Annotated in this window: 26 protein-coding genes; 9 read left to right on the top strand and 17 right to left on the bottom strand. The window is 62.8% G+C overall.

Features of this window, described 5'->3' with window-relative positions:
• Nucleotides 1-10 precede the first annotated feature (10 nt).
• The 8 genes from ACIGJC_RS19585 to ACIGJC_RS19550 are packed head-to-tail and all read right to left on the bottom strand — an operon-like array spanning nucleotide 11 to nucleotide 5,742.
• Nucleotides 11-1,060, bottom strand: coding sequence for an asparaginase (locus ACIGJC_RS19585; RefSeq protein ID WP_483713789.1), 1,050 nt, complete (start codon nucleotides 1,058-1,060; stop codon nucleotides 11-13).
• Nucleotides 1,057-1,431, bottom strand: a complete 375-nt coding sequence (locus ACIGJC_RS19580; protein WP_483713787.1) for a non-heme iron oxygenase ferredoxin subunit — start codon at nucleotides 1,429-1,431, stop codon at nucleotides 1,057-1,059. Before ACIGJC_RS19580 ends, ACIGJC_RS19585 begins: the two co-directional genes overlap by 4 nt.
• 21 nt (nucleotides 1,432-1,452) lie before the next feature.
• On the bottom strand, nucleotides 1,453-2,019 hold the full coding sequence (locus tag ACIGJC_RS19575; protein WP_483713786.1) for a nuclear transport factor 2 family protein: 567 nt from the start codon (nucleotides 2,017-2,019) through the stop codon (nucleotides 1,453-1,455).
• Nucleotides 2,016-3,251: an NAD(P)/FAD-dependent oxidoreductase gene (locus tag ACIGJC_RS19570; protein WP_483713784.1), complete on the bottom strand. Its 1,236-nt coding sequence runs from the start codon at nucleotides 3,249-3,251 to the stop codon at nucleotides 2,016-2,018. Before ACIGJC_RS19570 ends, ACIGJC_RS19575 begins: the two co-directional genes overlap by 4 nt.
• Nucleotides 3,248-3,628 (bottom strand): cupin domain-containing protein, encoded by a 381-nt coding sequence (locus ACIGJC_RS19565; protein ID WP_483713782.1) that lies wholly within the window; start codon nucleotides 3,626-3,628, stop codon nucleotides 3,248-3,250. The genes ACIGJC_RS19570 and ACIGJC_RS19565 overlap by 4 nt, the downstream gene beginning before the upstream one ends.
• Complete coding sequence (locus ACIGJC_RS19560; RefSeq protein ID WP_483714480.1) at nucleotides 3,625-4,041, bottom strand: cupin domain-containing protein; 417 nt, start codon at nucleotides 4,039-4,041, stop codon at nucleotides 3,625-3,627. The genes ACIGJC_RS19565 and ACIGJC_RS19560 overlap by 4 nt, the downstream gene beginning before the upstream one ends.
• A 26-nt stretch (nucleotides 4,042-4,067) precedes the next feature.
• On the bottom strand, nucleotides 4,068-4,454 hold the full coding sequence (locus ACIGJC_RS19555) for a hypothetical protein (protein ID WP_483713781.1): 387 nt from the start codon (nucleotides 4,452-4,454) through the stop codon (nucleotides 4,068-4,070).
• A 19-nt stretch (nucleotides 4,455-4,473) separates the two neighbouring features.
• Nucleotides 4,474-5,742: an aromatic ring-hydroxylating oxygenase subunit alpha gene (locus ACIGJC_RS19550; protein WP_483713780.1), complete on the bottom strand. Its 1,269-nt coding sequence runs from the start codon at nucleotides 5,740-5,742 to the stop codon at nucleotides 4,474-4,476.
• Nucleotides 5,743-5,976: 234 nt separating this feature from the next.
• On the opposite strand from ACIGJC_RS19550, the gene ACIGJC_RS19545 reads away from it, so the two are divergent.
• The 3 genes from ACIGJC_RS19545 to ACIGJC_RS19535 all read left to right on the top strand — a co-directional run bounded on the left by ACIGJC_RS19545 (nucleotide 5,977) and on the right by ACIGJC_RS19535 (nucleotide 9,181).
• Nucleotides 5,977-6,630, top strand: a complete 654-nt coding sequence (locus ACIGJC_RS19545) for a TetR/AcrR family transcriptional regulator (RefSeq protein WP_483713779.1) — start codon at nucleotides 5,977-5,979, stop codon at nucleotides 6,628-6,630.
• A 453-nt stretch (nucleotides 6,631-7,083) separates the two neighbouring features.
• Nucleotides 7,084-8,403 carry an MFS transporter gene (locus tag ACIGJC_RS19540; RefSeq protein WP_483713778.1) on the top strand — a complete coding sequence of 440 codons (1,320 nt, stop codon included), beginning with the start codon at nucleotides 7,084-7,086 and terminating at the stop codon, nucleotides 8,401-8,403.
• A gap of 64 nt (nucleotides 8,404-8,467) precedes the next feature.
• Nucleotides 8,468-9,181 (top strand): maleate cis-trans isomerase family protein, encoded by a 714-nt coding sequence (locus tag ACIGJC_RS19535; protein ID WP_483713777.1) that lies wholly within the window; start codon nucleotides 8,468-8,470, stop codon nucleotides 9,179-9,181.
• Nucleotides 9,182-9,194: 13 nt separating this feature from the next.
• On the opposite strand, the gene ACIGJC_RS19530 is transcribed toward ACIGJC_RS19535, so the two are convergent.
• The 6 genes from ACIGJC_RS19530 to ACIGJC_RS19505 form a co-directional block, all read right to left on the bottom strand.
• Nucleotides 9,195-9,575 (bottom strand): RidA family protein, encoded by a 381-nt coding sequence (locus ACIGJC_RS19530; RefSeq protein ID WP_483713776.1) that lies wholly within the window; start codon nucleotides 9,573-9,575, stop codon nucleotides 9,195-9,197.
• A gap of 86 nt (nucleotides 9,576-9,661) precedes the next feature.
• Nucleotides 9,662-11,038, bottom strand: a complete 1,377-nt coding sequence (locus ACIGJC_RS19525) for an FAD-dependent oxidoreductase (RefSeq protein WP_483713774.1) — start codon at nucleotides 11,036-11,038, stop codon at nucleotides 9,662-9,664.
• Nucleotides 11,035-11,385, bottom strand: a complete 351-nt coding sequence (locus ACIGJC_RS19520; protein WP_483713773.1) for a (2Fe-2S)-binding protein — start codon at nucleotides 11,383-11,385, stop codon at nucleotides 11,035-11,037. Before ACIGJC_RS19520 ends, ACIGJC_RS19525 begins: the two co-directional genes overlap by 4 nt.
• Nucleotides 11,375-12,508: an NAD(P)/FAD-dependent oxidoreductase gene (locus tag ACIGJC_RS19515; RefSeq protein WP_483713772.1), complete on the bottom strand. Its 1,134-nt coding sequence runs from the start codon at nucleotides 12,506-12,508 to the stop codon at nucleotides 11,375-11,377. Before ACIGJC_RS19515 ends, ACIGJC_RS19520 begins: the two co-directional genes overlap by 11 nt.
• A 69-nt stretch (nucleotides 12,509-12,577) precedes the next feature.
• The gene (locus tag ACIGJC_RS19510; protein ID WP_483713771.1) at nucleotides 12,578-13,549 is read right to left on the bottom strand and encodes a Bug family tripartite tricarboxylate transporter substrate binding protein; all 972 of its coding nucleotides are present in this window, start codon (nucleotides 13,547-13,549) and stop codon (nucleotides 12,578-12,580) included.
• A gap of 89 nt (nucleotides 13,550-13,638) precedes the next feature.
• Nucleotides 13,639-14,553: a LysR family transcriptional regulator gene (locus tag ACIGJC_RS19505; RefSeq protein ID WP_483713770.1), complete on the bottom strand. Its 915-nt coding sequence runs from the start codon at nucleotides 14,551-14,553 to the stop codon at nucleotides 13,639-13,641.
• Nucleotides 14,554-14,774: 221 nt separating this feature from the next.
• Here ACIGJC_RS19505 and ACIGJC_RS19500 point away from each other — a divergent pair, with 221 nt between their 5' ends.
• A complete protein-coding gene (locus tag ACIGJC_RS19500) occupies nucleotides 14,775-15,623 on the top strand; it encodes a class I SAM-dependent methyltransferase (protein WP_483713768.1) in 849 nt (282 codons plus the stop codon).
• A gap of 171 nt (nucleotides 15,624-15,794) precedes the next feature.
• Here ACIGJC_RS19500 and ACIGJC_RS19495 read toward each other — a convergent pair whose 3' ends face one another.
• Nucleotides 15,795-16,667, bottom strand: a complete 873-nt coding sequence (locus ACIGJC_RS19495; protein WP_483714479.1) for a LysR family transcriptional regulator — start codon at nucleotides 16,665-16,667, stop codon at nucleotides 15,795-15,797.
• A gap of 167 nt (nucleotides 16,668-16,834) precedes the next feature.
• Between ACIGJC_RS19495 and ACIGJC_RS19490 the strand changes: the two genes are divergently transcribed.
• Nucleotides 16,835-17,821: an NAD(P)H-quinone oxidoreductase gene (locus ACIGJC_RS19490; protein WP_483713767.1), complete on the top strand. Its 987-nt coding sequence runs from the start codon at nucleotides 16,835-16,837 to the stop codon at nucleotides 17,819-17,821.
• A 262-nt stretch (nucleotides 17,822-18,083) separates the two neighbouring features.
• On the opposite strand, the gene ACIGJC_RS19485 is transcribed toward ACIGJC_RS19490, so the two are convergent.
• On the bottom strand, nucleotides 18,084-18,737 hold the full coding sequence (locus ACIGJC_RS19485) for an acetyltransferase (protein WP_483713765.1): 654 nt from the start codon (nucleotides 18,735-18,737) through the stop codon (nucleotides 18,084-18,086).
• A 227-nt stretch (nucleotides 18,738-18,964) separates the two neighbouring features.
• Here ACIGJC_RS19485 and ACIGJC_RS19480 point away from each other — a divergent pair, with 227 nt between their 5' ends.
• Complete coding sequence (locus ACIGJC_RS19480; RefSeq protein WP_483713764.1) at nucleotides 18,965-19,351, top strand: SDR family oxidoreductase; 387 nt, start codon at nucleotides 18,965-18,967, stop codon at nucleotides 19,349-19,351.
• 409 nt (nucleotides 19,352-19,760) lie between these two features.
• Here the strand turns inward: ACIGJC_RS19480 and ACIGJC_RS19475 are convergent, their stop codons facing one another.
• A complete protein-coding gene (locus tag ACIGJC_RS19475; protein ID WP_483713763.1) occupies nucleotides 19,761-20,669 on the bottom strand; it encodes a LysR family transcriptional regulator in 909 nt (302 codons plus the stop codon).
• Between the two features lie 121 nt (nucleotides 20,670-20,790).
• On the opposite strand from ACIGJC_RS19475, the gene mdlC reads away from it, so the two are divergent.
• From mdlC to pobA, 3 genes are read left to right on the top strand one after another with little or no spacing between them, the layout of a single operon-like run.
• The gene (gene mdlC, locus ACIGJC_RS19470) at nucleotides 20,791-22,410 is read left to right on the top strand and encodes a benzoylformate decarboxylase (RefSeq protein ID WP_483713761.1); all 1,620 of its coding nucleotides are present in this window, start codon (nucleotides 20,791-20,793) and stop codon (nucleotides 22,408-22,410) included.
• 50 nt (nucleotides 22,411-22,460) lie between these two features.
• The gene (locus tag ACIGJC_RS19465) at nucleotides 22,461-23,909 is read left to right on the top strand and encodes an aldehyde dehydrogenase (RefSeq protein WP_483713760.1); all 1,449 of its coding nucleotides are present in this window, start codon (nucleotides 22,461-22,463) and stop codon (nucleotides 23,907-23,909) included.
• Between the two features lie 13 nt (nucleotides 23,910-23,922).
• On the top strand, nucleotides 23,923-25,113 hold the full coding sequence (gene pobA / locus ACIGJC_RS19460; protein ID WP_483713758.1) for a 4-hydroxybenzoate 3-monooxygenase: 1,191 nt from the start codon (nucleotides 23,923-23,925) through the stop codon (nucleotides 25,111-25,113).
• Nucleotides 25,114-25,123 lie beyond the last annotated feature (10 nt).

Raw genomic sequence — 25,123 nt, 5'->3', positions numbered from 1 at the left:
GCCACCGGGATCAGCTCTCCAACAGCCATTGCTGCAGCAGCACGGGATCTCGGGTCTGTGTCAGGGCCAGCATCAGGAAGATGCGCAGCTTTTGCGGCGCCAGATCGCCGCCCGCCAGCACGCCGGCGGCGCGCAGGAATGCCTGCGGCGGCACCATGCCACGCGGCGCGCGGGTGGACTGCACCACCGTGGTACCAGTCCCAACGGCGTCGGCCAGGCCTTGCATCTCTGCGCTCGCGGGCCTGCCAGGCGGCAGTCCTGCGCTGACAATGCCGGCGCAGCCGGCCGCCACCAATGCATCGATCGCCGTGCGATCGGCCCCGGCATACGACATGACGATGTCCACGCGCGGCATCGCGTCAAAGCTTGCCAGGTCAAGCATCGGAAGGACCCTGCGTCGTACCGGCAGCCGCCGCATGGTTACCGCTCCGCTGGGCTCGACGCGGCCCAGCGGCCCGAACGGCGGCGCCTCGAATGCGTTCAGATCGAAGCTGGCCGCCTTGGTAACGTCCCTTGCGGCGAAGATATGGCCGTCCATCACGACCAGGACGCCGGCGCCGCGCGCTGCATCGGACTGCGCCACTGCGAGCGCCGCCCGCAGGTTGGCCGGCACATCGCTGCCCGCCGTGTTCGCAGGGCGCTGCGCTCCTGTAATGACCACCGGCTGGTCCAGTACGAGCGCCAGGTCGAGAAACCAGGCAGTCTCTTCCAACGTGGCCGTGCCGTGTGTGACCACGAAGCCGGCCAGGCCAGGATCGCGCCGCGCGGCTTCCCCGATCAGCCGGGCCAGCGCGAGCCAGTCCGCCGGGGTGATGCCGGTGCTGCCCAGCGCCCGGAACGGCACGGGCACCAGTTCGACCGCCTCGGCCACCTCGCCGAGCTCGCCCAGGTCATCAAGCAGCTTTGCAATCGGATGGACCACGCCGCTCTCGCTGTACTCGACCCAGTCAAAGCGATGCCTTGCGTGCATTGCGAACGTCCCGCCGGTGCCGATCACGGCAATGCGTGGCCGCGCGCTGTCGCGCGAGGCGTTGGCCTCTGTGGAGGTCATGGCGCTCATTTTGCCTCCGGTGCGGCAACGTAGACCATGCCGGCTTCCACCTTTACGGCATGGCAGCGGGCATCGCGGGTCAGCGGCGCACACATCGCGCGGCCGTCGCGCACGTCAAACAAGCCGGCGTGCAACGGACACTCGATCCCGTGCCCGTCCATTTCCCCATCCGACAGCAGCGCATTGCCGTGCGTGCAGATGTCGTCCAGCGCATAGATGTCGCCGTCGACCTTGAACAGTCCGATGCGATGGCCATGGACGTCGAGACCGTGACAATCGCCGTTGGCGAACAAGGCGCCTACTTCGCCAGCTTGATACCAGCGGATGACGGTCTCGCGCGCCGCCGGTTCCCGGACCAGATCTGCTTGCTCGGTAATCATGGTGTTTCCTTTCTCACGAATTCAGGCACGCAACTCAGGGTGCCCAGGCTGGCTCGCTACCCTGGCGTCCAGTGCCGCCAGGGTCGCCGCCAGCGGCATCGCGCCCTGGCCCAGCGATGTCATATGGATTTCGGCGAAGCGCATGCGGCAGCACCGCCATTCGCCATCAACTTCACGTCGATAGTCTTCGTGCGTGGTGGCGGCCAGCAGGACGGCATCGCGGTTGTCTTCACGCAGCGCCAGCTGCCACAGGCGCCAGATGCCCTGAGCGCCATCGCCGTCGATCTCGAACCGTGGGCTGCCGTAGTAATGCGCGGCGAAGCACCAGGGCGAGCGCTGAAACCAGTCGTGCAGCTGCGCGCGCCCCACCAGCGAATCGCCGAATCCCTGTCCGCCTTCCCAGATCGCGTCCTCGGTGAAACACAGTGCTTGCTCCCACGCCACCCGGCGCATGCCGTCGTCGTCCAGCCGTGAGTAGTCAGGCCGGTACTTGGCGTCGGCCAGCGCGGCATAGCGCGCTTTCAGGGCACGGATTGCCTCCGCGGCTTCGAGCCGCGCCAACCGCTGTTCGGTGGTATGCGCGCTCATGACGCCAGCACCTTGAGCGCAATCGCACTGTCGGCGAGACGGCTGCGCTCGACCGGTGTGCCGCTGCGCACCAGGGCTTCCAGGTGCTTGCGCTCGCGTCCGTTGTCAATCAGGACCCCCCCCACGACTTGCTCGCCGCGCACCAGCAACATGGCTGCGGGATCGCCGGATGCGCCGTGGCGGACGACGATCTCGTCGGCGTCGCCGGGTTGCCCGACGACCTGGATGTTGTGCCCGAGCTGATCGGTCCACATCCACGGGATTTCGACGTATGGCTCGGTGCGCCCGAGCAGAAATCCGGCGACCGCTTGCGCCTGGTTCTCGGCGTTGCGCCAGGTTTCCTGCCGCACGGCGCGCTGGTAAATGGGGCTGTAGGTGAGCGCCACGTCTCCCGCCGCAAAACACCACGGCACAACCGGACTGCGGCAATCGGCGCCGACCGGAATGCCATGCTCACTGGCAATTCCTGTCCCCTCGAGGAAGCTCACGCTGCCATCGATGCCCACCGCCGCCAGCACGACGTCCGCGGCCACGGACCAGGCTTGGCCATCACGCGCCACCTCCACCCGCATGGCCGTGCCGTGGCGCTCGATACGACGGATCTCGATGCCGGTCTCAATGCGGGCGCCATTTGCCGTATGCAGGCCATGCAGCCATTCCGAAGCCGCTGCAGGCAAGCAGCGGGCGAGGATGCGGCTGCCCACCTCGAGCACGGTCACGTCTGCCCCAAGTGCCCTTGCGCTGGCAGCGACCTCCATGCCGATCACGCCGGCCCCGACGATCACCACGCGCCGCCCCGGACCAAGCGTCTCGCGCAACGCAAGACTATCGTCGAGGGTGCGCAGGGTCACGACGCCCGGCAGGTCAGCACCGGGAATATTGAGCGTACGCGCGCGGCCGCCGGTCGCAACGACCAGTTGGTCAAAGTGAATCTGGCTGTCGTCGTCGAGGGTCAATAGTCGCGCCTCGGCGTCCAGGGCGCGAGCCCGTGCGCGCACATGCTCGACTGCGCTGCCGTCCGTCCAGAAGGCGGCAGGGCCGAGCACAAGCTCTGCCGCAGTGCGTTCGCCTTTGAGCAGTTCCTTCGACAGTGCCGGCCGCTCATAGGGAGCGTGTGCCTCCTCGCCGACGAGCGTCAGCTGTTGGTCATAGCCCAGCGCGCGCAAGTGCTGGGCGACACGACCACCCGCATGGCCCGCGCCCACGATGACGATATGTCGGGGCGTGCTCATGTCGCTGCTCCAGCTTGGGTCGCCAGCGAGGATCGGTTGATGACGCGATACAGGCGGCCGCCCTCGGCGTCGCATGTCCACTGCCGAGGCTCCGCACTGGGAATAATGATCCCTTCACCTTCCGAGAGGTGGTAGGTCTCTCCGGCGGCGTGAACCGTGAACGTGCCCGCCAGCACTGCAGCCACTTCCTCGCCCGCTTCGCCTGCCGCGGCCCCCAGCGATTCGCCCCGGCGCAGCACGTGGATAGCGATGTCGAAGGCGTCGCCACTGGTGGCGTGGCACGCGGGCGCAGTCGAAATCGATTCACCGACCGTTACGCGGCGGCAAAGTGCCTCGCCGGCGCGGGTGTGAACGCCCGCAAATTCTGTCTCGCTCATGCCCGTTCTCCCCGGTCGGCCAGCGGGTAATAAGGCACCGTATCTTCGGCGCCGTATTCCTTGCGGGCGGGTGTCACCACATTCAGCCGCATGCTGACGCCAGCGGGCGCAAAGCGATTGCTGCCGTAGTGCATCAGGCCGGCCGGGATCAGCAGGGCATCGCCCTGCTCCATTACGGTCTCGTGATCGCCGGCTTCACCCAGCCCTTCGAAGACGGAGCAGGCGCCCGAGAACTGCAGCGAGGCCTCCTCGCCATGCTGGTGGGATTTCGCCGGCAGATCCCGGCCGGCGGATTCAACGAACTTGACGACGGCAACGCTGACCGTTTCGCCAAACATGTGTTTCATGTACAGGCCATCGGCGACGACTTCTTTCAGGTTGTCGTCGATGGCAAACACGCGGCATTTGGGCATGATGGACTCCTCTGCGAACGGGGCGATCAAAGTCCCGGCGACAACTTGAATGCCTCGTCGGCGATGAAACGACGCGGATCGTAGCCATCGATCACCGCTTGCTGGCGATAGAACTCAATGGCCGGCGCAACCTCCGCAAGCGACAGCAGCAGGTTCATGAGTGCCTGGGCTTCGGCGGGCATGGCGCCAAGTTCAAAGGTGTTCAGGTATGCGGTAATCGCATCGATCTCCCCGAGCATGGTGTCGGCGAACACGCGGATTTCGTCCATCGAGGCGCGATGGCGCTGGATATTGCGCGCGGTTTCAGTCGTCAGGCTCCAGTGCGCGATCGTGTTCAGGTGCGCAAAGCGCTCGGGCAAGGCTGGCGTGCGTTGCGTTTGCAGACCGCCGATGTTGATGATCTTTTCTTCCATGATTTCGCTCCGCGGTGTCTTATTGCGCTGCGCCGATCAGACGATCGACCACGTGCGCGCCATGGCGCACCAGGATTTCGCTGTCCTGGAGGATCATGTGCGTCTTTGCGCCGGTTTCCGCCGCGGCCTGCGTGCGTTCCAGCGTGCTCATGTCCTCCAGCAGCACGTCGCGTAATGCGACCTTCATGTATTCGAGGAAAAAGCGGCCGCCGGCCGTGGTCATCTCGGGGTAGTACACCCGGCCCTCGAACAGGATCTTGTTGTGCGCGATGGGACGGAACGTGTAAGCCTGGTAATAGTTGGGCCGCAGCGAGACGTAGAAGTCGGGGAAGATGACGTTGAGGTCGAACAGCCAGTTCTTGCTCTGCGTCCAGTTGACGCCTTTGGGCAGGGCCTCGAGGGGAAACTCGTGCTTCGCGCTGCCCATGCCGGCCCGCAGTGCAGCGGCGGCGATGGGTCGAGATCCCGCCGATTCTGCGAGCGCCTCGGTGGCTGCGGCGCCGCCGCTTGTCACCGCTTTCGGGTTGCCGTAAACCGACTTCTGATTGCCCGCGAGCGAGAGGCGCCTGTGCACGTCTCCGCAGACCACGTCAAGAGGGCGCATGATGCCGCCATCGGTCTTGTCGATCGCGTCCGCAATAGAATTGCCATGGATATAGGCAACGTGATAGGCCTCCTGAAAGGCGTCCAGTGCCAGCTTCCAATTGCAGTTGACGACGCTGGTCCACTGGAAGGCGCACGTCAGCTTGTCAAACGGGTATCCCTCAATATCGCCATAGACCGGCTTCATGAACTCGGCCAGCGTCTGTGCCGGCTGGGCTTGCATATTGACGAAGATGAATCCCTGCCACACGTCGCATGACACTTGCGACAGGCCATAGTCTTCACGCTGCAAATCGAAGAAGCAGCCTTCTTCCGGGACACCCGTCAGGCGGCCATCGAGGTCATAGGCCCAACCGTGAAACTTGCAAAAGAACTTTCGCGCGTTGCCGCACTTTTCATAGACCAGCTGGTTCAGCCGGTGCGCGCAAACGTTGTGCATGGCACGGATCTCGCCCTGCTTGTTGCGCACGACGATGATCTCGGTATCGCAGACCGCCAGTTCCTTGACAAAGTAGTCGCCCGGGTTCGGGATCTCTTCCACGCGGCCAACCTGCAGCCAGGTCCTCTTGAAGATCTCGGCTTTCTCGCGCTCGTAGTACTCGGGCGAGATGTAGGGCTCGACCGGTATTGGACCTTTGCCAAGCTCCGGGTACCGGTCGGTGAAGAACGTTTGCTGCAATGTCATTGCGCATCTCCTACTGGATGGGGACATCGGCGAGGGGTCGCCGTCGAATAATGAATGGCATTTTATTTTCAACGGAAAAAAAGTCAAGTTCGAATTTAGATGACTTGCCGAGAGGCTCTTTCGGCATCACCCCTGCCCCATGTTGGTAAAATACCGAACCACGTTGGGGCATCTTTGCACCAGCGACAAGGCGGACAAGAAGACAGCCCGGGGGCGGGCTGGAAGGAAAGGGCAATGCCACAAGTCAAGAAGGCCGGGATGCGCGAGGCGATCCTTGCGGCAGCATTCGATCTGTTTTGCCGCAAGGGCTACACGGCAACCACCATGTCGGAGATCGCGCGCGCGGCCGGCATGACCGTAGCCAATCTGTACGTGTACTTCGATTCCAAGCTGCTGATCTTTTACGAGATCTATACGCCCTGGTTGCTCGCCCGGGTGGACACCCTGCGCGAGTCGGTGCAGAAATTTCCGACTCCTCGCACACGGCTGCGGCGCATCATCGTTGGCCTGTGGGGTGACATTCCCGCGGCGGACCATTCGTTTGCCAACGCGATGATCGAGGCACTCGCCAGTGCCCCGATGGACACCCCGAAGCCGAACAACCTGCTCGAACAATGCGAGGTCGCCATCACGGACCTCATCCTTGATTGCCTGCCGCCGGCGCGCGCCCACCTGGCGTCGAACCGCCTGCTGTCGCATATCCTGTGGATGGCCTTCGACGGCTTTGCCATCAACAGCCGCATTGGGGATACGCGTGACCTAGAGGCGATCGCCGCGTTGATGACGGATATGATCCTGGGGCCGGAGGTCGCCATGGACCCCGCCCCTCGCGGCAAGGGCCGTACGGTGCGCTCGCGCAAAGAAGCGAACACGAACACGGCGTCTTGAGCCTTTCGAAGGCTAAAACGGCCCGCCCCTCGCCCGCCTGAATAGCAAATACCACTTATTTGCCGGCGCCTCATCCACCGGGGCGCTCCCTCCGCATTGCCGTCCGGCAACCTGAATCCTGCCAGCCCACCCACCCTGCCTCCGGGGAATCCGGCCATCCTTGAACGGCCCACGTGCAGTTACCTTGAAGCGCCTATATTTCTATCGCAAACGCGCTGGGGGGTATGCCCCCGAATGCTCTTTCACGCTTCAACCAGAACCGCTCAAGCTGCACTCTGAGGGGCCTCGCCCCATCCGGTGGCATTTTTCTTGAGTACGTGACTAGGGTATGTACCGATGCCTCGCATGTATTAACGAATACTACTATTTATTTAGCTGCTGCCTACGCGGTCTCAGCGTAGGTCGCCGGCAGCCAACGCCCCCATTAAAAGCCGCCCCCTTGGAGTCTTCGCCATGCATGTTGCTGGTACATCCGAAGCCGCCCGGTCCGTGCCCCAACGGACCACCTATCTTGTCCTGTTCCTTTGCTGGATCGCCATTCTTGCCGAGGGGTACGACATCGGCGTGATGGGCACCATCGTTCCCGCGCTGATCCAGGATCCGCAGTGGAAGCTGACACCCCTCGAACTCGGCCAGATGAGCAGCGCGGCACTGGTTGGTACCTTATTCGGCGCCTACTTCATCAGCCCGCTAAGTGACTTGGCCGGTCGGAAAAAGCTTCTGATCGCCTGCGTAGCATTGTTTTCGCTGTCCATGCTGGCCGCAGTCTGGGCCCCGTCGCCCGCTATCTTTGCCTTGGTGCGCGGCATTGGAGGGCTCGGTCTGGGCGGCGTCATCTCAGTAGCTGCCGCCCTCACGGTGGAATACTCGCCGCCCGGGCGCCGCAATCTGAACTTCGCGTTGATGTACTCGGGTTACCCAATCGGTGCTGTGGTCTCGGCGCTAGCCGGTATGGCGTATATGGAGCAATTCGGATGGCGCGCAGTCGTGGCCATTGGCGCCCTCCCGCTGGTGTTCATTCCGGCCCTGATGCTGTGGCTTCCGGAATCGCTGGACTTCCTCGTCAGCAAGGGCCGGCATCGGGACGCACAGGCACTAGCCGAGCGCCTCGGCGTCGAGACGCCTGCTGCGCTAGCCCTCGATGAGACGCCGCCCAAGTCGCTGAAGGACGTCTTTGCCGAGGTCTTCTCGCGCAAGAACGCTGTGGGGACGATCTGTCTGTGGATCGCACAGTTCATGGCGATCACTATGGTCTACGGGCTGGGAACGTGGCTTCCGCAGATTATGCGCAAGAGCGGCTATGACCTTGGCTCGAGCTTGTCTTTCTTCGCGGTCTTCAACCTTGCCGCAGCCATCGGCGGCGTAATGATCGGTCGGATAGCCGATTACTTCGGGCCGCGCAGAACCATCGCCGTCAGTTTCCTGGTAGGCGCGGTCTCGATTCTCGCGCTTTCCCAGAAGAACGGTCTGCTGGTCAACTATGTCCTTGTGGCTCTGGCTGGCTTTGGCAGTATCGCCACGGCCCTGGTACTGCTCGGCTACGTCGCTAGCTACTATGCGCCGCATGCCCGCGCTTCCGCAACTGGCTGGGCGGTCGGTGTCGGCCGCTTGGGCGCGATGGCAGGACCAGTACTTGGTGGCTATATCGCCGGCCTGCACGCCAGCCCGGTGTGGAACTTCGTGCTGTTCTCAACTGCTGCCGTACTGGCTGCGTTGGCGGTGTACGTCACGCCGACGCCAGAGCACGTCGGACAAGCACAGGGCAGGAAGTAATTCGCATAAATTTGCCGGCGCCGGGGCGATACCGGTACCGGCCTCGAATTTGACAGGAATCAGCATGAGCCTTGGTTTTGGATATCTAGCGCGCATCGGACACCTTTACCCGTCCGGCGGCCTATGCGACTTTGAAGTTCAACTGATGGCACCCGCCGGCGTGCAGTTCGTCACCACCCGCATGCCGTTCGCGCGAACCTCGTTGGAGAGCGACAAAGCGGTGGTTGCCGATGTCGAATCCCACGCCGCATTGCTGGCGACCGCCGGGGTCAGTCTGATCGCCATGAATTGCACCGCGGCGAGCATGGCAGTCGGGGCACAGATAATCAACCAGCGCATCTTCGATGCCACGGGCATCCGCTCGGTCACCACCACCGACGCCATACTCGCAGCCTTGGGCGCGGTCGGCGCACGCCGTGTCGCGTTAATGACCCCCTATCCGCGCGAAGTCGTGGAGATGGAGATCGCCTTTCTAGCCAGGCACGGCATCGACGTCGGCAGTGACGTTGCGACGCCCTGTTCCACCCCTATTGAACAAGGCTCCATTCGCGCCTCGCACTGGGCCAAACTGGCGCAGACACTCGACGTCCGCGATGCCGATGCAGTACTGGTAAGTTGCGCTGGCATTCAGGTGAGCGCTGTCATTGAAGAGATAGAGCGCTGTGGCAAACCGGTTATTACCAGCAACCAGGCGTTGCTGTGGCACTGCTTGCGCACGCTCGGGCTGCAAGACAGGCTCACCGGGTTCGGGGCCCTGCTCTCCGGCGCGTTTGACTAGTTGTTCGAGGTTGTTATCGTTGAAGTGATACTGACACCCCAGCCGTTGCGGCTGAGACGATGATTTCCACCAGAATGTCCGGATGACCCAGTTGGCATTGCGCGGTCGCCCGCGTGGACGCGGCGTTCGGAGCAGTCCACGCGTCCCAGATTTCATTCATGCCTTCGAAGTCCCGATCAAGGTTCTTCAGCCAGATCTGGGCTGTGAGCAATCGATGCTTGTCAGTGCCAGCTTCCGCCAGGAATTTCTCGATCTTGGCCAAGGCTTGTCTGGTCTGGCCGCGAATGTCCTGGCTGCGGTCGTCAGCGGTCTGCCCGCCGACAAACACCATGCCGTTGTACACGACCGCGCGGCTACGTCTTTTGTCCGTGGCAATTCGCCGGATTTCACTCATAGGAACTCCTGATTCAGGGCTGTTGATCGTCATACAGAAACATTGCACTTGTTGGCCTCGGCCAATTGGCTGCGGCCAGGTTAAAACTATCCCGCCAGCTCTCCCAAGCTGACGGGCTTGATCGGCGGACGGATCCGGTAATAGCCTACCTCTTGCGGCGGCACGCCACGCCCCTGCGCGATCATTTCGGTCACAGTCAACCCGCACAGGCGGCCCTGACATGGCCCCATGCCACAGCGCCCAAACGCTTTCGTCTGATTCGGGCCCTGGCAGCCAACTTCGATATACTTCCTGATCCGCCCCGCCGACACCTCCTCACAGCGACAGACAATGACCGAGTCATCCGGGGGTATGCGATGCGCGTCCTTGGGGCGATACAACGCGTCCAGGAATGGCCGGATGTGCAGATGCTTCTGCAACTCGGCACGCACCTGCTGCTCTTTCAGCCGCCGGTCGGCCATGCCAGGTCGCTGGAACCTGGAGGCAATCGAGATGGCGGCCAACCTGCCTTGTGCCGCCGAAGCCTTGGCACCCACAATGCCCCTGCTGTCGCCCGCGATATAGATTCGCGTGTCTTCGATTTCACCGTACTCGTCGGTATCGGGAATCCAGCAAAGCTGGGCGTCGCTCCAGTTGTGCCTGGCTCGCAGTGCCCAACTGATCTGAGTATTGGGCACGACACCCTGATGGAGCAATACCAGGGAAGTGTCGATGCGGCGCTCTACGCCCCTGTGCGTGAAGCGCAGCGCTTCGGCACGTTGCTCCCCCTGGATGGCGATGGTCTGCGCCCCCGCATACACAGCAACTTTATGGCGACGCAATAGCCTGAGCATGTCCATGCCCTTGCGGAGATCCCGCCAGCCCCGCAGGGCTTGCGCCAGATGAGGAATGGCTCGCAGATAGTCGGCGCGTTGCGTGGTGTGCACGACGGCCTTGAGCTCGATCCCCGCTCGCAGGTACTGCACCGCCAACAGGTACAGCAGCGGGCCACAACCCGCGAGGACGGCGGGCTCTCGCGGCAACGCACCCGCGCTCTTGATCAGGATCTGCGCCGCGCCAGCGCCCATCACCCCGGGCAGCGTCCAGCCAGGCACCGGGAACGGACGCTCCATGGCGCCGCTGGCAAGCACGATGGACCTCGCCTCTACGGCGTGGCTGACACCGTCCTTCAGATAATTGATCTTCCGGTCCCGGCCGACGTTCCATACGGACGCGCCAGCGATATGCTGGGCGCCACTGGCGGCAAAGGCCTGTGTCAGCGCCGCGCCAGCCGCATAGTCCTCGCCGAGCAGCGCACGCAGCTTCGGGCTTGCCCCGTCGACATTCCGATAGATCTGCCCACCCGTCGCCGGCTGTTCATCCAGTACGGCAACACTCAGTCCCCACTGCCGCGCTTCGATCGCGGCAGACAGTCCGGCAGGGCCAGCCCCCACGACAATGACATCGTGCATGTCAGCGTTCATTCGACTTCACCTTCTTCCTGTATGGCAAGTGCCGAGGCGCCTTGCTGGCGCTTGACGACCATGCCCTCGCGCACCATGGCCAGGCAAGCCTGGCGGCTGGGCTTTCCGTCCACCTCCACCAGGCATTCGAAGCAAACGCCCATCATGCAGTACGGCGCCCGCGGCGCCGAAGTCACTGGCGTGGTGCGAAACGGAGCTACGCCACTCAGCAGCAACGCTGCGGCGACGGTCGTGCCCGCCGGCGCTGTCAGTGTCTGGTCTTCGTACGTCAGCGTGACGCTGCAACAGCGATCCGCCTCTGCCGGCGCAAACAGGGGCGCCGTGGCGAGCTTGTGATCAGTGGGCATTATTAAAACTCCTGGTCGGATCAAGGTAACGGTCCCCGGCAAATGCATCGATGTCGTCTGGCGCAGGTCCGAAGCCCGCAACCCACGGACCGACCACGTATGTGTGCGTGCCGGCGAGCGTCACGCCGCTGTGACTGGTTGCAACGAAGGCTCCCGGGCATGACGTGGATTCCTGATAGATCGGGCTTCCGTCGGGCGTCATCACGCGCAGCGCGCCCCAGGCACGGACCAGGCGCACGTTGGCAAGGATGGGGAACGTCTCCACGGCACGCCGTGCAATCCATTCGATGGCGGACACGGTCGTCCCATCATCGAAGCCGACATCTTCGACCGAGTAGCCAAGCTGCACCGTTCCTTCGGACGTCTGTCGCGCCTTGTTGGTCGGATAGGGCAGGAACGGCCTGAGCCTTTCGGTGATCAACACCTGACCCCGGTTAGGCTTGACCGGCGCGTGCAGCCCGACCTGCGGTGCGAGATGCTTATTGCCAAGCCCTGCCGCGAGAACGACCCGATCTCCGCTCCAGGTGCGCTTGTCCGCCGCTGTGACAACAAAGCCGCCGCCTGGGCGATGACGCACGGCGGTCACGTCCACGCTGGAAAACACCTGTGCGCCCACCGCCTTCAGACCTGCGTGCAGCGCGTGCAGCAGCTTCAGCGGGTTGACGTGGCCGTCCAGCGGACACCAACTGCCCCCGGCGACTTTCGGACCGAGCGCCGGAAGATGGCGCTTCAGCTCGGCATGGTCCATCATCTGGTAAGGCACGCCTGGACCAGTGTTCCTGAGGCCCTCCAGCATCGTCTGGCGAGCCCGCATTTCCTTGTCGCTGAAGCCGATCCAGAAGCCGCCAGACTGCTGCAGATCGACGTCAACCCCGGTCAGTTCCAGCAGTTCGCTGGCGAGTGGCTGCCAGTAATCGATGGCTTCCCTGGACCAGCGGGCATAGCGAGGAAACCCATCGCCTTTGCTCTGCGCCCATACCAGCCCAAAGTTGCCGCGCGAAGCCCGATTGGCGATGTCTCCCTGATCCAGCAATGTGACTGGCGCCCCGGCTTTCGCGGCGCCGAAGGCGATGGCCGCCCCCACCACGCCGCCGCCCACAACGATGACTTCTTCCTTGCGCATGTTTATCCTTCGACCGCCCGATCCTTCCTTCACAACACTGCAACATCGAACGCCGGGCGGCGTCATCTTTCAATCGATACTGATGTGACCGGCCTTGATGACGGCGCCCCATTTGGAGGCGTCGGCTCTGATCAGGTCCGCAAACTGGGCCGGCGTACCCGGCGCAACGGTCGCCCCCAGGCTTTCGTGCTGCTTCATGATCCTGGGATCCGACAGGATCGCGTTGATCTCGGCGTTCAGCTTCTGGACAATCGCGGCGGGCATGCGTGCCGGCCCGACGACTCCGCCCCAGGTCACCATTTCGACGGCGGGAAATCCGGCTTCCGCGATCGTTGGCACTTTTGGCAGCAGCGGCGAGCGGGTCGGGCCCGTGATGGCCAGCGCGCGAATCCGGCCAGCGCGCACCTGCGGCTCCATGGATGTGAAATTGCTGACCATCAACTGGATCTGTCCGGCGGCCAGGTCGGACTCAGCCGCAGGCGCGCTCTTGTACGGAACGTGCGTGATCTGGATACCCGCCTTTGTCCGGAAGAGTTCGGTCACCACGTGCAAGGACGTGCCAGTACCAGTGGAGCCATAGAACAGCTCCCCCGGATGCGCCTTCGCATACGTCACGAGCTCGTTGACCGAGTTGACGGGAAGCGAAGGCGTCACGCCCAGGAGGTTCGGTTGTGTCCATTGCTTTGCAATGGGCGTGAAATCCTGGATAGCCCGATAAGGCAGGCGCTTGGCAGCAAGCGCTGCCACCACGAACGTAGAGAGGTTTGCGCCCCCGATTGTGTATCCGTCAGGCTCGGCCTTCGCAATGACGTCTAGCCCGATAACCCCTGCCCCACCGGGCTTGTTTTCAACAATGAAGGGCTGGCCCAGGCGCTCGCTGAGCGCAGTGGTGAGAATTCGCGCCGTCACGTCGGCGGCGCCCCCGGCGGCCGCATTGACGATGAATCGGACAGGCCGGTTGGGGTATCCGCCCTGGCTGAAGGCCGTAGACGCGGCAAACGTCGCAATCAGGCCGAGGGCAGTCCGGCCGAGGTTCAGCATGGAAAACTTCACAACCGCCTCCTTGGAAAGTCATGATGGAGATGTTATGAAGAAACCGCCGCCGAACCCATGGCCGCCGCATGTGCAACCTATTCAGATTTGATATGGGTCTTGGCCCTCTCCGTCGCCGTCGACAGGTAGCGAAGCAGATCTCGGGCCGGCTCGCTGAGCCGGGTGTCGCTCATCGCCGTGGCATAGAAGGTATAGCTGAGCGTCGGCCTCAGCGGCAGGACTATCCCTCCACGCTTCCGATGCAGTACGCCGGTGAGCGGATCGACAATCGAGACACCCATGCCACGCAGCACCAGTTCGCTCATGGAGTGAAAGAGCGAGGTTTCGACGGTGATATCGAGTTGCAGGCCGGTGGTGGCCAACAAGGCATCCAGCCGCTTCTGAAATGTTCCGGTAGGACCGACAAAGGGCTTCCCGACGAGATCCTTCAATTCCACGGCAGAAGATTTCGGCGACAGCCATTTGCGGGTCCCGATGCAAACGCAGTCCGCACTGAACTCTGCAACGGTCTCAAGATCCCCAAGCGAAAGCGTATCCGCGGTGAAGCCAATGTCTGCCTGACGGTTCCGTACGGCGCGCGCGACTTCGACATACGAGGTCACCGACAGCGTAATGAAGACGTCGGGATACTTGCCGCTCAGATATTCGATCGCCTCCGGCATGATCGAGTGCCCGATCGACGGTATGGTTGCGATGGAGAGCCGTCCCATCTTCTGCTTGCGCAACTGGTCCGAGAATCTCATGATCTCCTCCAGCCCCAGGAAGGACTGCTGGACCTTGGTCATGAGGGCCAGGGCTTCCTCAGTCGGCTTGACCGTTCGCCCGTGCTTCAGAAAAAGCGGAAAGCCCACCAGCTTCTGGAGTTCCGCCACGACCCGGCTCATGGAAGGCTGGGACATGCCAAGCGCATCGGCACCGGCGCTCATCCCGCCATGCATGATGGCGGCTCGAAACGCCTCGATCATCTTGTGGGTAATCACTTTCTCGGACATATGTCACCTGCGGCCTGCTCAACAAGCATGCCACGATACCGCAAGGGATACCCGTCGGCGCTACCTGGCCCGGAAAAACTACACGTTCTGTCCCGAGTGCGCAGAATGAATGCCTTCTGCGTGGAAGCCAACTTACGGGCGTGCACGACGGGGCCCACACGATCGCTGGCGCAATACAATGCTACTGTCCAGACGGCGGTGGGTCCTGAGGGAGTCTCCAGATGACCGACAGCAGAGTGAAATCCAATCTTCACAATACGTGGGAAGCGGCAGCAACCGGCTGGGCGAAGTGGGAGCATGTGTTCGCCACCAGTCTTTCGGGCGCCACGGACACGCTCATCGATATGGCCGGTATCCGGCCGGGCATGCGCGTTCTCGATCTCGCTTGCGGTGCCGGCAGCCAGAGCATCCAGGCAGCGATGCGAGTGGGTGCCGACGGCGAAGTGGTCGCCTGTGATTTATCGGGCACCATGCTCGAGCACGTCCGCCGAAATGCCGCTCAAGCCGGTCTTCAGAATATCGAAACGCTGGAATGCGCAGCAGACGAATTGGACGAGACATTGGCGCCGTTCGACGCAGCGATGTGCCGATTGGGATTGATGCTTTTTCCATCGCCTAGCGAGGCATTGACCGCTGTCCAACGGGCCCTCAGGCCAGGCGCGCGTTTCGCGGCGCTGGTCTTCACGACGCCGGCCAACAATCCCTTTATGGCTCAGCCGATGGCGATCCTGCTACGCCATGCGGGCAAGTCTCCTCCCGCGCCCGGACAGCCTGGAATCTTCGCACTGGGAAGCGATGGCGTGATGGAACGCCTGCTGAACGGCAGCGGTCTTGGCGATGTGAAAACCCAGCGTGTTCGAGCGCAGCTCGTCTTGCCGAGCGCGTCCGACGCTCTGCAACTGATGCAGGAAGCCGCCGGGGCATACCGGGCTGTGGTAGCGGAGCTCGATGTCGCGGCGAGATTGAGGGCCTGGAACGATGTTTATGAATCCCTGAAGCAGTTCGACGTCGGCGAAGGCTTCAAGGCAGAGCTCGAACTCATCATCGGGTCGGGCGCCAAGCCTGGATAGCGTCAACAGGCCGATGCAGATCGGGAGGAAGTTTGCGTCCTGTCCGCGCTACCGGGTTTGCAGGTGTGAGCGAACGACGGCTCAACAACGATGGACGGCCGTTCCGGACACGAACTCTTGATCGACGGAGAAGATCCTTGTTGCTGCCAATACCCGATACCGCGCCCTCGCTCAGCGGCTGCCCTCGAATTCTGCCACGATGGCGTCGATCATCGCCCGCACCCGGGCGGTGTGGCGCAGGTCCTGATGGGTGACCAGCCACACCTCGTAGGGCTGCGCGCGCTCGCGTTTGGGCCAGATCCGCACCAACCCGTCGCGCTCAGCCAGGTGCACGGGCACTTCGCCGATGGCAATGCCGGCCTGGATCGTCGCGCGCAGCATCAGGCTGGAGTTGACCGTCGACACGAGCCGGCCCGCGTGGGTCGGCTCGCCCACCAGCGTCGGAAGGCGGCTACCGCTGGTGTGGGGCTGGTAGATGACGAGGTCGTGCCCGGCGAAGCCGGTGCCGGCGGCGGGCTCGCCGTGCCGCTTCAGGTATGCCCTCGACGCGTACAGTCCGACGGGCCAGCGGGCCAGCAGGCGAGCCGCCAGGTCGGGGTTCCCGGGCTTGATCGTGCGCACCGCGATATCGGCCTCGCGTCGTGCCAGGTTCATCATCTGGGTGGACGTGTTGAGCTGCACGCGTACGTCCGGGTGCTCGGCGTGCAGCCGCTCGATGGCCGGGATCAGGAACGCCAGCGCCAGCGTGTCGGTGGTGGTCACGCGCACCTCGCCCTCCAGCCGGGTATCGACGCCCTGCGCTTGCCGGGCTAGCTCGTGGGCCGACTGCTCCATTTTCTCCGCGGACCGGAGCGCGTTCTCGCCGGCGTTGGTCAGCACGTATCCATCGGAAGTGCGCAGGAACAGCGTCGCGCCCAGCGCGTGCTCCAGCGCAGCGATACGCCGGCCCACGGTGGCCTGGTCCAGGTTGACTACCTTGGCCGCGCGCCGCAGCGTGCGCTCGCGCTGCACGGCAAGGAATACACGGGTGTCGTCCCAGTTCATGTCGGATCCTTCCGAGCAGTCGAATGAGGTGATGCAAAAATGCATTGCTGAACGGGAATATATCAGCATGACTGCATCACCGGGCCTGGCCTACATTGAGGGCCTACCCCAGAAGCCGGGCCGCGTATCGCTCCCGTCGGCCTCCGGCCCATCCAAAGGACATTCCCATGAAAGCCATCGACTTCCTGGACTTCGGCGACGCCGACGTCCTGCAACTGCAGGATCTGCCCGCGCCCGAAATGCGCCCGCAAGACCTGCTGGTGCGCACCCACGCCGCCGGCGTGAACCGCGCCGACATCATCCACCGCCGCGGCGGCTATGGGCGCGCCAGCTTTGGCGATTCCACGGTGATGGGCCTGGAAATCGCCGGCGAAGTCATCGCAGCCGGCGCCGGGGTGACGGGCTTTGCGACTGGCGACCGCGTCATGGGCATCGTGGGCGGCGGCGGCTATGCCGAGGTGGCGCGCATCGACTACCGGCAGGCCATGCGCATCCCCGAGGGGCTTGACTACGTGCACGCCGCCGCGATTCCCGAGGTGTTTGTCACGGCGCACGAGGCGCTGCTGCACCTGGGCCGTCTGCAGCCTGGCGACAAGGTGCTGATCCACGCGGGCGCCAGCGGCGTGGGTTCTGCGGCCGTGCAATTGGCACATGCCACCGGCGCGCGGGTCTTCGCCACGGCTAATGGCGGCAAGCTGGCACGCGTTCGCGGCTTCGGCGCCGACGTGCTGATCGACTACAAGGCGGAGGATTTCGGCGAGGTGGTGAAGCGCGAAACCGATGGCAAGGGCGTGGACGTGATCGTTGATTTCGTCGGCGGTTCCTACCTGGAGCGAAACGTGCTGTCGCTGGCCAATGGCGGCCGGCTGGTGCAGGTCGGCCTGCTTGGCGGCGCAGAGGGTGCCAATCTGCCGCTGGAGCGATTGCTTTACGGCCATCTCCAGATCATCGGCACGGTGATGAAATCGCGTACGCCGGAAGTCAAGCGGCAGATGGTGGCGCGCTTCGCGCAGCGCTGGCTGCCGGGCTTTACCGAGAGCGGACTGGTGCCGGTGGTAGACAGCGTGTACCCGCTGGCCCGGGCCGCCGATGCGCACCGGCGCATGGAGTCGAACCAAAGCGTGGGCAAGATAATTCTGTCGACCGGGGCGTGATCACTACGTTGCCGGCAGGCGGAAAGCGATGGTGGATCTGAGGCATCCAATGCCCCTCGCCGCCCCCCCCGGACGTGGATTGAACTGTTTGCGGCCCAATTGTTTACTCCGTCCGTCAGTCAACGTCATGATGTCCAATCAAGAAGTTGTCCCAGTCGGAGCGCTCTCTTCCTGATCCGCAAGGCATGATCCGTTTTCGCATTAGACGTCCGGCAGCTCAATGCCATCGGCTTGCGTATATCGCGGACATTGAGTACGAATCTCAAAGATACCGCTCTCCATGTTTGCGCATACGGACAATCTTGGCCGGGACTCCATAAGCGACGGCGAACTCTGTAATGTCCTTGTTAACCAAGGCACCCGCACCGATTACGGTGTCGCCGCCAATTTTGATTCGGTGAGTCAGATTTGTGCCCAAGCCAATGGCAACATAAGGCCCGATCTTGCATTCCCCCCCGATGACTACTCCTGGCCCGAGACTGACACAGTCGGCAAGTTCACAGTCGTGGTCGACACATGCGTGAGTGTTGATGATGCAATGTCGGCCAATACGTGAGCACGCATTGATCACTGCACCAGCCATTACCACCGTGCCGGGGCCAATCACGGTATTCCTGCCGATACTGCTTGCGGGATGGATTGCCGTCGCAAACTGAAGCGTAGGGCACAACGCCTTAAGTGTCTCCGAAACGAGGGCGCGAACGCTGTTGTCACCGATAGCAATCAAGGCGCCTTGAATCCGTAGTTCCTTTACCATTCGGCCGAGGCCGGCCTCGTCGCAAACCACCGGATAGCCCAAAACGTGGCGCGGTATAGCGTCTACCAATCCGACAATGCGATATTTACCCTGCTTTTCCACTACATCAATGACGGATTTTGCGTGTCCGCCAGAACCGATGATGACGATGTTTTCCACGGCGGCCCTTTTGTATAGGTCAGGGAATGTGTCGTGAAGCCGGCAAGCCGTTCTGGAATGCCGAAAAGACCACTCAGCGCTGTTGGACGATCGTGCCAAATTGGTGCACCGCACCCGCTGGCAGACTCAATTAAGTGATACTAGGGTCTGATGTAAAAAATATAAAGGTCAGATGGAAGAAATACGAGTGCACGGCACTTCGCTCGCGGGGTAGTCTCTGTGAGACTATGCTTTGTCGGACACACCGGCCCCATTGCCGCGGGCGTCGGGCAAAGGGCTGCGGATCAACGCAATGCGCCCGGCGCGAGTTTTCGGGGGCCTGCAGGGCTCTCTCATTGAAATCGACGTCCAAGTCGGTACGCCATCCCGTGGGGCGCACCGGACAGCCCGAGGAGGCAGCAAGCCTTGTGGCCTGCCTCGCGTCCTGGAAGTCGTCTTTCGTGACAGGACAAGCATGGACGGTCGACGCGTGCGGATGGTGGCTTGTTCCCAGCCTGGACGCGGAGAATGGTGTCAAGCTACGTATGGTTGACCGTGACTTACCGAAGCCACCCACTCTGGACAGCCCGGGCACGCTCGCCGACGAACGTCGTGGGCCAATGCGGGCCGTCTGACCCAGCCAAGGTCAATGGCTGAGACGGGTCGGGTAGCGCCAACAGGCGCCCTGCCCTCTCGGCCGGCTCAAAATCGGCCGGTTTCCACCACTCGCCATCATCATGGCACGGTCATTCGAGCCGCGGCTCTGCTCTAAGCATCAGAGGGCTGGATGACCGCTGTACTTCGGTGCTGACGCCGGCGCCGCGCTTGGACGAACGGCTGCAGTGGGTCGCCTTCTGCCCTACTCGGACCGGTCCAGGAGGAGCGCTCGGTTGTGCTTGGCGTCGGGCCGCACCCGGCCATGAAGCGTCCTTCGCACGTACCGCGGGGAGGACTCTCGAGGGTCGGCTCCGCACTTGCAAGCAGTGTGCGTGCCCAGCGAGCCACCACGGTTCCTGAAGATCCGCTGAACCAACGTCACGACAATCACGGTAGTTGCGCCGTTAGAGCGCGTAATTCCTCGAGAAGCTTGATGGAAGGACCGGGCAGCATGCCGGCCCTTCGACGGAACGCAGTCAGAACTCTCTTGTCGCTGGCGCCTGGTATCTCCAGTGCGTCGATAAGCCCCGCCTTCCGCTCGGCGTCGTACATGGGCTCGGGCATCCAGCCGAGGAAACCTGAACGGCCAATCAAGCTCTTGAGCGCAGTGACGGAGCGTGTTTCGACGACGACATTGGGCAAGTCCAGGTTCTGTCGCGAAAAAACTTTCTTCATGTGCTCGAAAGGCGCTGTTCCTTTCGGAAGCATGGCCCAACGCTCTTGCAGCGTATCAGCGAGCTCCAGATTTGCTTTTTTTCGCAAAGGATGGCGCCGACCAGCAACCACGTAGCTGGTGTCCTCCCAACGGCAATCCTTGACAGCGACGATTTCGTCAGTGTCCTCAACCTCGACCCCCAGCGCCAGATCGATTTCGTGCGAGACAAGCGCATCAGCAAGGCGATCCCAGACTCCTTCGATGATCTGGACCTGAAGATTTGGCCACTTATTGCATGTGCTGCCGATTGCCAATGGAAGCAACAGGCAGGCGATGCTGCCGACTGCGCCGACGCGGATCGTTCCTTTTGCCAAGCCCAGCATCGCCTTGATGTGTTCATTCGCATGCTCGGACTCGCGTTGCAAAAGGAGCGCATGGGGCTGCAACGCCCTGCCCACATCCGTCAACTGCATACCCTTTGAGTGACGCTCGAACAGAGGTGCGCCAACCTGCTCCTCCAGCCGGCGAATCGTGCGGCTCAGCGCCGGTTGCGTCACGTTCAAGCCGTCTGCCGCGCGACCAAGGCTTCCAGATGAAACGATGGCGTTGAAGGCGACAAGATATTGGAGATCGAAAGTCATGCCTAACGGTAATGACTTTCTCTCAAAAAAGCAATTTTCAGGAGGGCGATGAACTTCCACACTTGCGCCATCGAGATAAGCGCTGCGACTCGTCCAGCGCACAACAGAAGGAAAGCGCGAAATGACCGGACCCGTACCCCTCGCCGTCGTCGAAGCAGCCAAGCAACCCGGCACCGTCACCGTCCGCCACGCCGTCGTCGACCTCATGCGTCGTTTCGGCATGACATCCGTGTTCGCGAACCCCGGTTCGACTGAGCTGCCAATGTTTCGCGATTTCCCAAACGACTTCCGCTACGTCCTCGGTTTGCAGGAGGCTACCGTGGTCGGCATGGCGGATGGCTACGCCCAGGCAACGCGAAACGCTTCCTTCGTGAACTTGCATTCGGCAGCAGGCGTGGGCAATGCGATGGGCAACATCTTTACCGCTCACAAAAACCGCACGCCGATGGTCATCACGGCAGGCCAGCAGGCGCGTTCGATCCTCCCTTTCGACCCATTCCTGTCTTCCACCCAAGCCACTGAACTCCCCAGGCCCTATGTGAAATGGAGCATCGAGCCAGCGCGGGCTCAAGACGTGCCGCAGGCCATCGCGCGGGCGTACTACATCGCGATGATGCCGCCCCGTGGCCCCGTTCTCGTGTCGGTGCCGGTAGACGACTGGGACCAGCCAGCAGAGTTGGTGCCGGCAAGGGTTGTGAGTACGGAGCTTCGCCCGCAGCCTGCCGTTCTGGCACAAATAGGCGACGCGCTAGATGCAAGTCATAGACCGGCGATCGTCGTCGGTGCCGCGATCGATCGGGACAACGCGTGGAACGAGGTCGTTGCTCTGGCAGAGGCGCACAACGCCCGCGTGTGGGCGGCGCCGATGTCGGGCCGGTGCAGTTTCCCCGAGGATCATCGGTTGTTCGCTGGCTTCCTGCCCGCAATGCGTGAGCGGATCGTCAAACTGCTTGGTGACCATGACCTGGTCCTGGCCATTGGCGCGCCCGCGTTCGCGTATCACGTCGAAGGCGCGGGACCACACATCCCAAGCGGTGCTACGTTGTGCCAGCTAACCGAGGACCCGGATACCGCGGCTTGGACGCCGGTCGGAATGTCGGCTGTCGGCAGCATCCGCCTGGGCGTACTTGATCTGCTGGCCCGCCCGGCGCCCCAGGTTCGGACCGTGCCGCCGGCCAGGATCAAGGCGCCACGGGCAGAGCCTTCGCCTTTGATGTCAGTTGCCTATGTCCTTCAGACGTTAGCGGAGGTGAAAGCGCCCGAAGACATCGTGGTCGAGGAAGCACCGAGCGCGCGCCCGGTGATGCAAGCCTATCTACCCATCACCCGCAGCGAAACCTTCTTCACGATGGACAGCGGCGGTCTCGGCTATGGCATGCCGGCAGCGGTGGGCGTGGCGCTCGGCAAACCGGGCAGCCGCGTCATCTGCCTGATGGGCGACGGTTCCAGCATGTACTCGATACAGGCGCTGTGGACGGCAGCTCAACTCAAGCTGCCGATCACTTTCGTGATCCTGAACAACCGTCGGTACGCTGCGCTACAGGATTTCGCGCCCGTGTTCGGGTTCGCTGCAACCGATGTCGTTCAGGGAACGGAACTGCCCGACATCGATTTCGTGTCGCTGGCAAAGGGCATGGGATGCGCTGCCACGCTCGTCAGCAATTCCGGCGATTTGCGGGCAGTGCTCGACCTTGCCTTGGCCGGCAAGACGCCAAACGTCGTGGAGGTTCAGGTCGCCTGAACACACCGCCCGCTCCCGCTTCCATACAAGACCCTTCCGGAGACAAACCAATGAAGATTTCGATGTTGATCAACGGCGAGCAAGTCCAGGCCCGCAATGGCGCCACCTTCGAGCGACGCAATCCGCTTGACGGCAGCGTTGCGACGGTCGCGCCTGCGGCCACCGAAGAAGACGCGGTCATGGCCGTCGACGCTGCCGCTGCGGCCTTCAAGACATGGTCGCGCACCGGGCCAACCGAGCGCAGAACGATGCTGACGAAGGCCGCACAAGCCCTCGAAGCGAAAGCCGAGGCCTTCGCGGCTGCCGTGGCGTCCGAAACCGGCGCATCGGCGATCTGGGCAGGCTTCAACGTTCACCTTGCGGCCAGCATGCTTCTAGAGGCCGCATCGCTGACTACACAGATCGGCGGCGAGATTATTCCTTCCGACGTGCCGGGCAACCTCGCCATGGGCGTGCGACAGCCTGCGGGGGTCGTTCTGGGCATCGCCCCCTGGAACGCGCCCGTGATCCTGGCTGTACGGGCCATCGCGACGCCACTGGCTTGTGGCAATACGGTGGTGCTCAAGGGCAGCGAGATCTGTCCGGCGACACACGGCCTCATCATCGAGGCGCTGCAAGAGGCCGGGCTGCCCAAGGGCGTGGTGAACTTTGTCACCAATGCGCCGGCCGACGCGGCTGCTGTCGTCGAAGCCATGATTTCGCACCCGGCTGTGCGGCGGGTCAACTTCACCGGGTCCACCCACGTGGGCAAGCTCATTGCTGCGACCTGCGCGAAGTACCTGAAGCCCGTGGTTCTCGAACTCGGCGGCAAAGCGCCGCTCGTTGTCCTCGAAGACGCCGATGTCGATGCCGCCGTCAACGCGGCCGTGTTCGGTGCGTTCGCCAATTCGGGACAGATCTGCATGTCGACCGAGCGGATCGTCGTCGATTCGGCCATCGCCGATGAGTTCGTTGCCAAGTTGAGCGCACGTGCATCGAGTCTTCCGCTCGGTGATCCGCGTCTTGGCCCGGTGGTCCTCGGCTCAGTCGTGGACATGAGCACGGCAAAGCGCTGCAACGAACTGATCGATGATGCGCTTTTGAAAGGCGCGAAGCTCGTAGCGGGTGGCAAGGCGAACGACACGCTGATGCCCGCGACCCTGCTCGACCACGTAACGCCGGACATGCGCATCTTCCGCGAGGAAGCATTCGGCCCCGTGAAGGGCATCGTGCGTGTCAGTGGCGTCGAAGAGGCAATCGCTTGCGCCAACGATAATGAATACGGCCTCGCCGCCGCGGTCTTCGGCCGTGATGTGGCCCGCGCCATCCAGGTAGCGGGACGCATCGAGTCAGGCATTTGCCACGTGAACGGACCCACGGTGCACGACGAAGCGCAGATGCCATTTGGCGGCGTCAAAGGCAGTGGCATTGGCCATTTCGGCGGGAAAGCTGGTGTCGAAGCCTTCACCGATCTGCGGTGGGTGACCGTTCAAACGACCCAGCGTCACTACCCCTTCTGAGAGAAACACCGGAATGAAAACTCAAGTTGCCATCATCGGTGCCGGTCCGGCCGGGCTTCTGCTGTCCCAAATCCTGCACCTGCAAGGCATCGAGTCGATTGTCCTCGAAACCCGCAGCCGCGAAGCCATCGAAGCCACGATCCGCGCCGGCGTGCTCGAGCAGGGGACGGTTGATCTCATGAACGAGATTGGCGTTGGCGCGCGTATGGGGCGCGAGGGCTTTCGGCACGAAGGAACGATCCTGCGCTTCGACGGGATTGACCGCCGCATCGATTTTCCAGAACTCACTGGTGGCAAGGCTGTAATGGTCTATGCACAGCACGAGGTGATCAAGGACTTGGTGGAAGCGCGCCTAACGACGGGTGGCGACATTCGGTTCGAAGTGACCGATGTCAGCGTCCACGACCTCGACTCGACCTCGCCGAGCGTGCGATTTCGTCAATTGGGCGGCGATCTGCAAACAATTGAGGCCGACTTCATCGCCGGCTGCGATGGCACGCAAGGGGTTAGTCGCCCATCGATTCCGACAGGCGTACTTAGGGGCTTCGAGCGGCTCTACCCTTTCGGATGGCTCGGAATCCTGTGCAAGGCACCGCCGTCATCAGACGAACTGATCTACGCCTTGAGCGATCGCGGCTTTGCTCTCGTCAGCACGCGTTCACCCGATGTGCAACGCATGTACTTGCAGTGCGAGCCGACCGACAAAATTGAAAACTGGTCCGACGACCGTATCTGGAGTGAATTTCGCGAACGTCTGGCAACGCGTGACGGCTGGGTCCCCAAAAAGGGCGAGATATTCAGCAAGACCGTGGTCGGGATGCGCAGTTTCGTGACGGAGCCGATGCAGTACGGCCGTCTGTTCCTGGCGGGAGACGCGGCGCACGTCGTGCCGCCCACGGGCGCCAAGGGTCTGAACCTCGCGGCGGCCGACGTACGAGTGCTCGCACGGGCCATCGGCAAGTTCTACCAGAGCGGCCGTCAGGATTTGCTCGAGCGCTACAGCGAAACCGCACTGCGGCGCATCTGGAAGGCGCAACGCTTCTCGTGGTGGATGACGTCGATGCTGCATCGCTTCCCCAACGCGGACGAGTTCCAGCACAAGGTGCAGGTCGCCGAACTCGACTACGTAACGGGCTCGCGCGCTGCTTCGACAGCGCTGGCCGAGAACTATGTCGGCTTGCCATTCGACGCGCTGGACGACTGAGACTCAGTCC

The organism is Cupriavidus sp. C3SS-1 (assembly GCF_057073755.1).
This window is presented reverse-complemented; position numbering and strand designations above follow the sequence as displayed.

What these genes read in the sequence shown, in the direction of transcription:
- ACIGJC_RS19585 (WP_483713789.1), bottom strand. Translation starts at nt 1,060, where the DNA reads ATGAGCGCCATGACCTCCACAGAGGCCAACGCCTCGCGCGACAGCGCG.
- ACIGJC_RS19580 (WP_483713787.1), bottom strand. Translation starts at nt 1,431, where the DNA reads ATGATTACCGAGCAAGCAGATCTGGTCCGGGAACCGGCGGCGCGCGAG.
- ACIGJC_RS19575 (WP_483713786.1), bottom strand. Translation starts at nt 2,019, where the DNA reads ATGAGCGCGCATACCACCGAACAGCGGTTGGCGCGGCTCGAAGCCGCG.
- ACIGJC_RS19570 (WP_483713784.1), bottom strand. Translation starts at nt 3,251, where the DNA reads ATGAGCACGCCCCGACATATCGTCATCGTGGGCGCGGGCCATGCGGGT.
- ACIGJC_RS19565 (WP_483713782.1), bottom strand. Translation starts at nt 3,628, where the DNA reads ATGAGCGAGACAGAATTTGCGGGCGTTCACACCCGCGCCGGCGAGGCA.
- ACIGJC_RS19560 (WP_483714480.1), bottom strand. Translation starts at nt 4,041, where the DNA reads ATGCCCAAATGCCGCGTGTTTGCCATCGACGACAACCTGAAAGAAGTC.
- ACIGJC_RS19555 (WP_483713781.1), bottom strand. Translation starts at nt 4,454, where the DNA reads ATGGAAGAAAAGATCATCAACATCGGCGGTCTGCAAACGCAACGCACG.
- ACIGJC_RS19550 (WP_483713780.1), bottom strand. Translation starts at nt 5,742, where the DNA reads ATGACATTGCAGCAAACGTTCTTCACCGACCGGTACCCGGAGCTTGGC.
- ACIGJC_RS19545 (WP_483713779.1), top strand. Translation starts at nt 5,977, where the DNA reads ATGCCACAAGTCAAGAAGGCCGGGATGCGCGAGGCGATCCTTGCGGCA.
- ACIGJC_RS19540 (WP_483713778.1), top strand. Translation starts at nt 7,084, where the DNA reads ATGCATGTTGCTGGTACATCCGAAGCCGCCCGGTCCGTGCCCCAACGG.
- ACIGJC_RS19535 (WP_483713777.1), top strand. Translation starts at nt 8,468, where the DNA reads ATGAGCCTTGGTTTTGGATATCTAGCGCGCATCGGACACCTTTACCCG.
- ACIGJC_RS19530 (WP_483713776.1), bottom strand. Translation starts at nt 9,575, where the DNA reads ATGAGTGAAATCCGGCGAATTGCCACGGACAAAAGACGTAGCCGCGCG.
- ACIGJC_RS19525 (WP_483713774.1), bottom strand. Translation starts at nt 11,038, where the DNA reads ATGAACGCTGACATGCACGATGTCATTGTCGTGGGGGCTGGCCCTGCC.
- ACIGJC_RS19520 (WP_483713773.1), bottom strand. Translation starts at nt 11,385, where the DNA reads ATGCCCACTGATCACAAGCTCGCCACGGCGCCCCTGTTTGCGCCGGCA.
- ACIGJC_RS19515 (WP_483713772.1), bottom strand. Translation starts at nt 12,508, where the DNA reads ATGCGCAAGGAAGAAGTCATCGTTGTGGGCGGCGGCGTGGTGGGGGCG.
- ACIGJC_RS19510 (WP_483713771.1), bottom strand. Translation starts at nt 13,549, where the DNA reads ATGCTGAACCTCGGCCGGACTGCCCTCGGCCTGATTGCGACGTTTGCC.
- ACIGJC_RS19505 (WP_483713770.1), bottom strand. Translation starts at nt 14,553, where the DNA reads ATGTCCGAGAAAGTGATTACCCACAAGATGATCGAGGCGTTTCGAGCC.
- ACIGJC_RS19500 (WP_483713768.1), top strand. Translation starts at nt 14,775, where the DNA reads ATGACCGACAGCAGAGTGAAATCCAATCTTCACAATACGTGGGAAGCG.
- ACIGJC_RS19495 (WP_483714479.1), bottom strand. Translation starts at nt 16,667, where the DNA reads ATGAACTGGGACGACACCCGTGTATTCCTTGCCGTGCAGCGCGAGCGC.
- ACIGJC_RS19490 (WP_483713767.1), top strand. Translation starts at nt 16,835, where the DNA reads ATGAAAGCCATCGACTTCCTGGACTTCGGCGACGCCGACGTCCTGCAA.
- ACIGJC_RS19480 (WP_483713764.1), top strand. Translation starts at nt 18,965, where the DNA reads ATGCTTTGTCGGACACACCGGCCCCATTGCCGCGGGCGTCGGGCAAAG.
- ACIGJC_RS19475 (WP_483713763.1), bottom strand. Translation starts at nt 20,669, where the DNA reads ATGACTTTCGATCTCCAATATCTTGTCGCCTTCAACGCCATCGTTTCA.
- mdlC (WP_483713761.1), top strand. Translation starts at nt 20,791, where the DNA reads ATGACCGGACCCGTACCCCTCGCCGTCGTCGAAGCAGCCAAGCAACCC.
- ACIGJC_RS19465 (WP_483713760.1), top strand. Translation starts at nt 22,461, where the DNA reads ATGAAGATTTCGATGTTGATCAACGGCGAGCAAGTCCAGGCCCGCAAT.
- pobA (WP_483713758.1), top strand. Translation starts at nt 23,923, where the DNA reads ATGAAAACTCAAGTTGCCATCATCGGTGCCGGTCCGGCCGGGCTTCTG.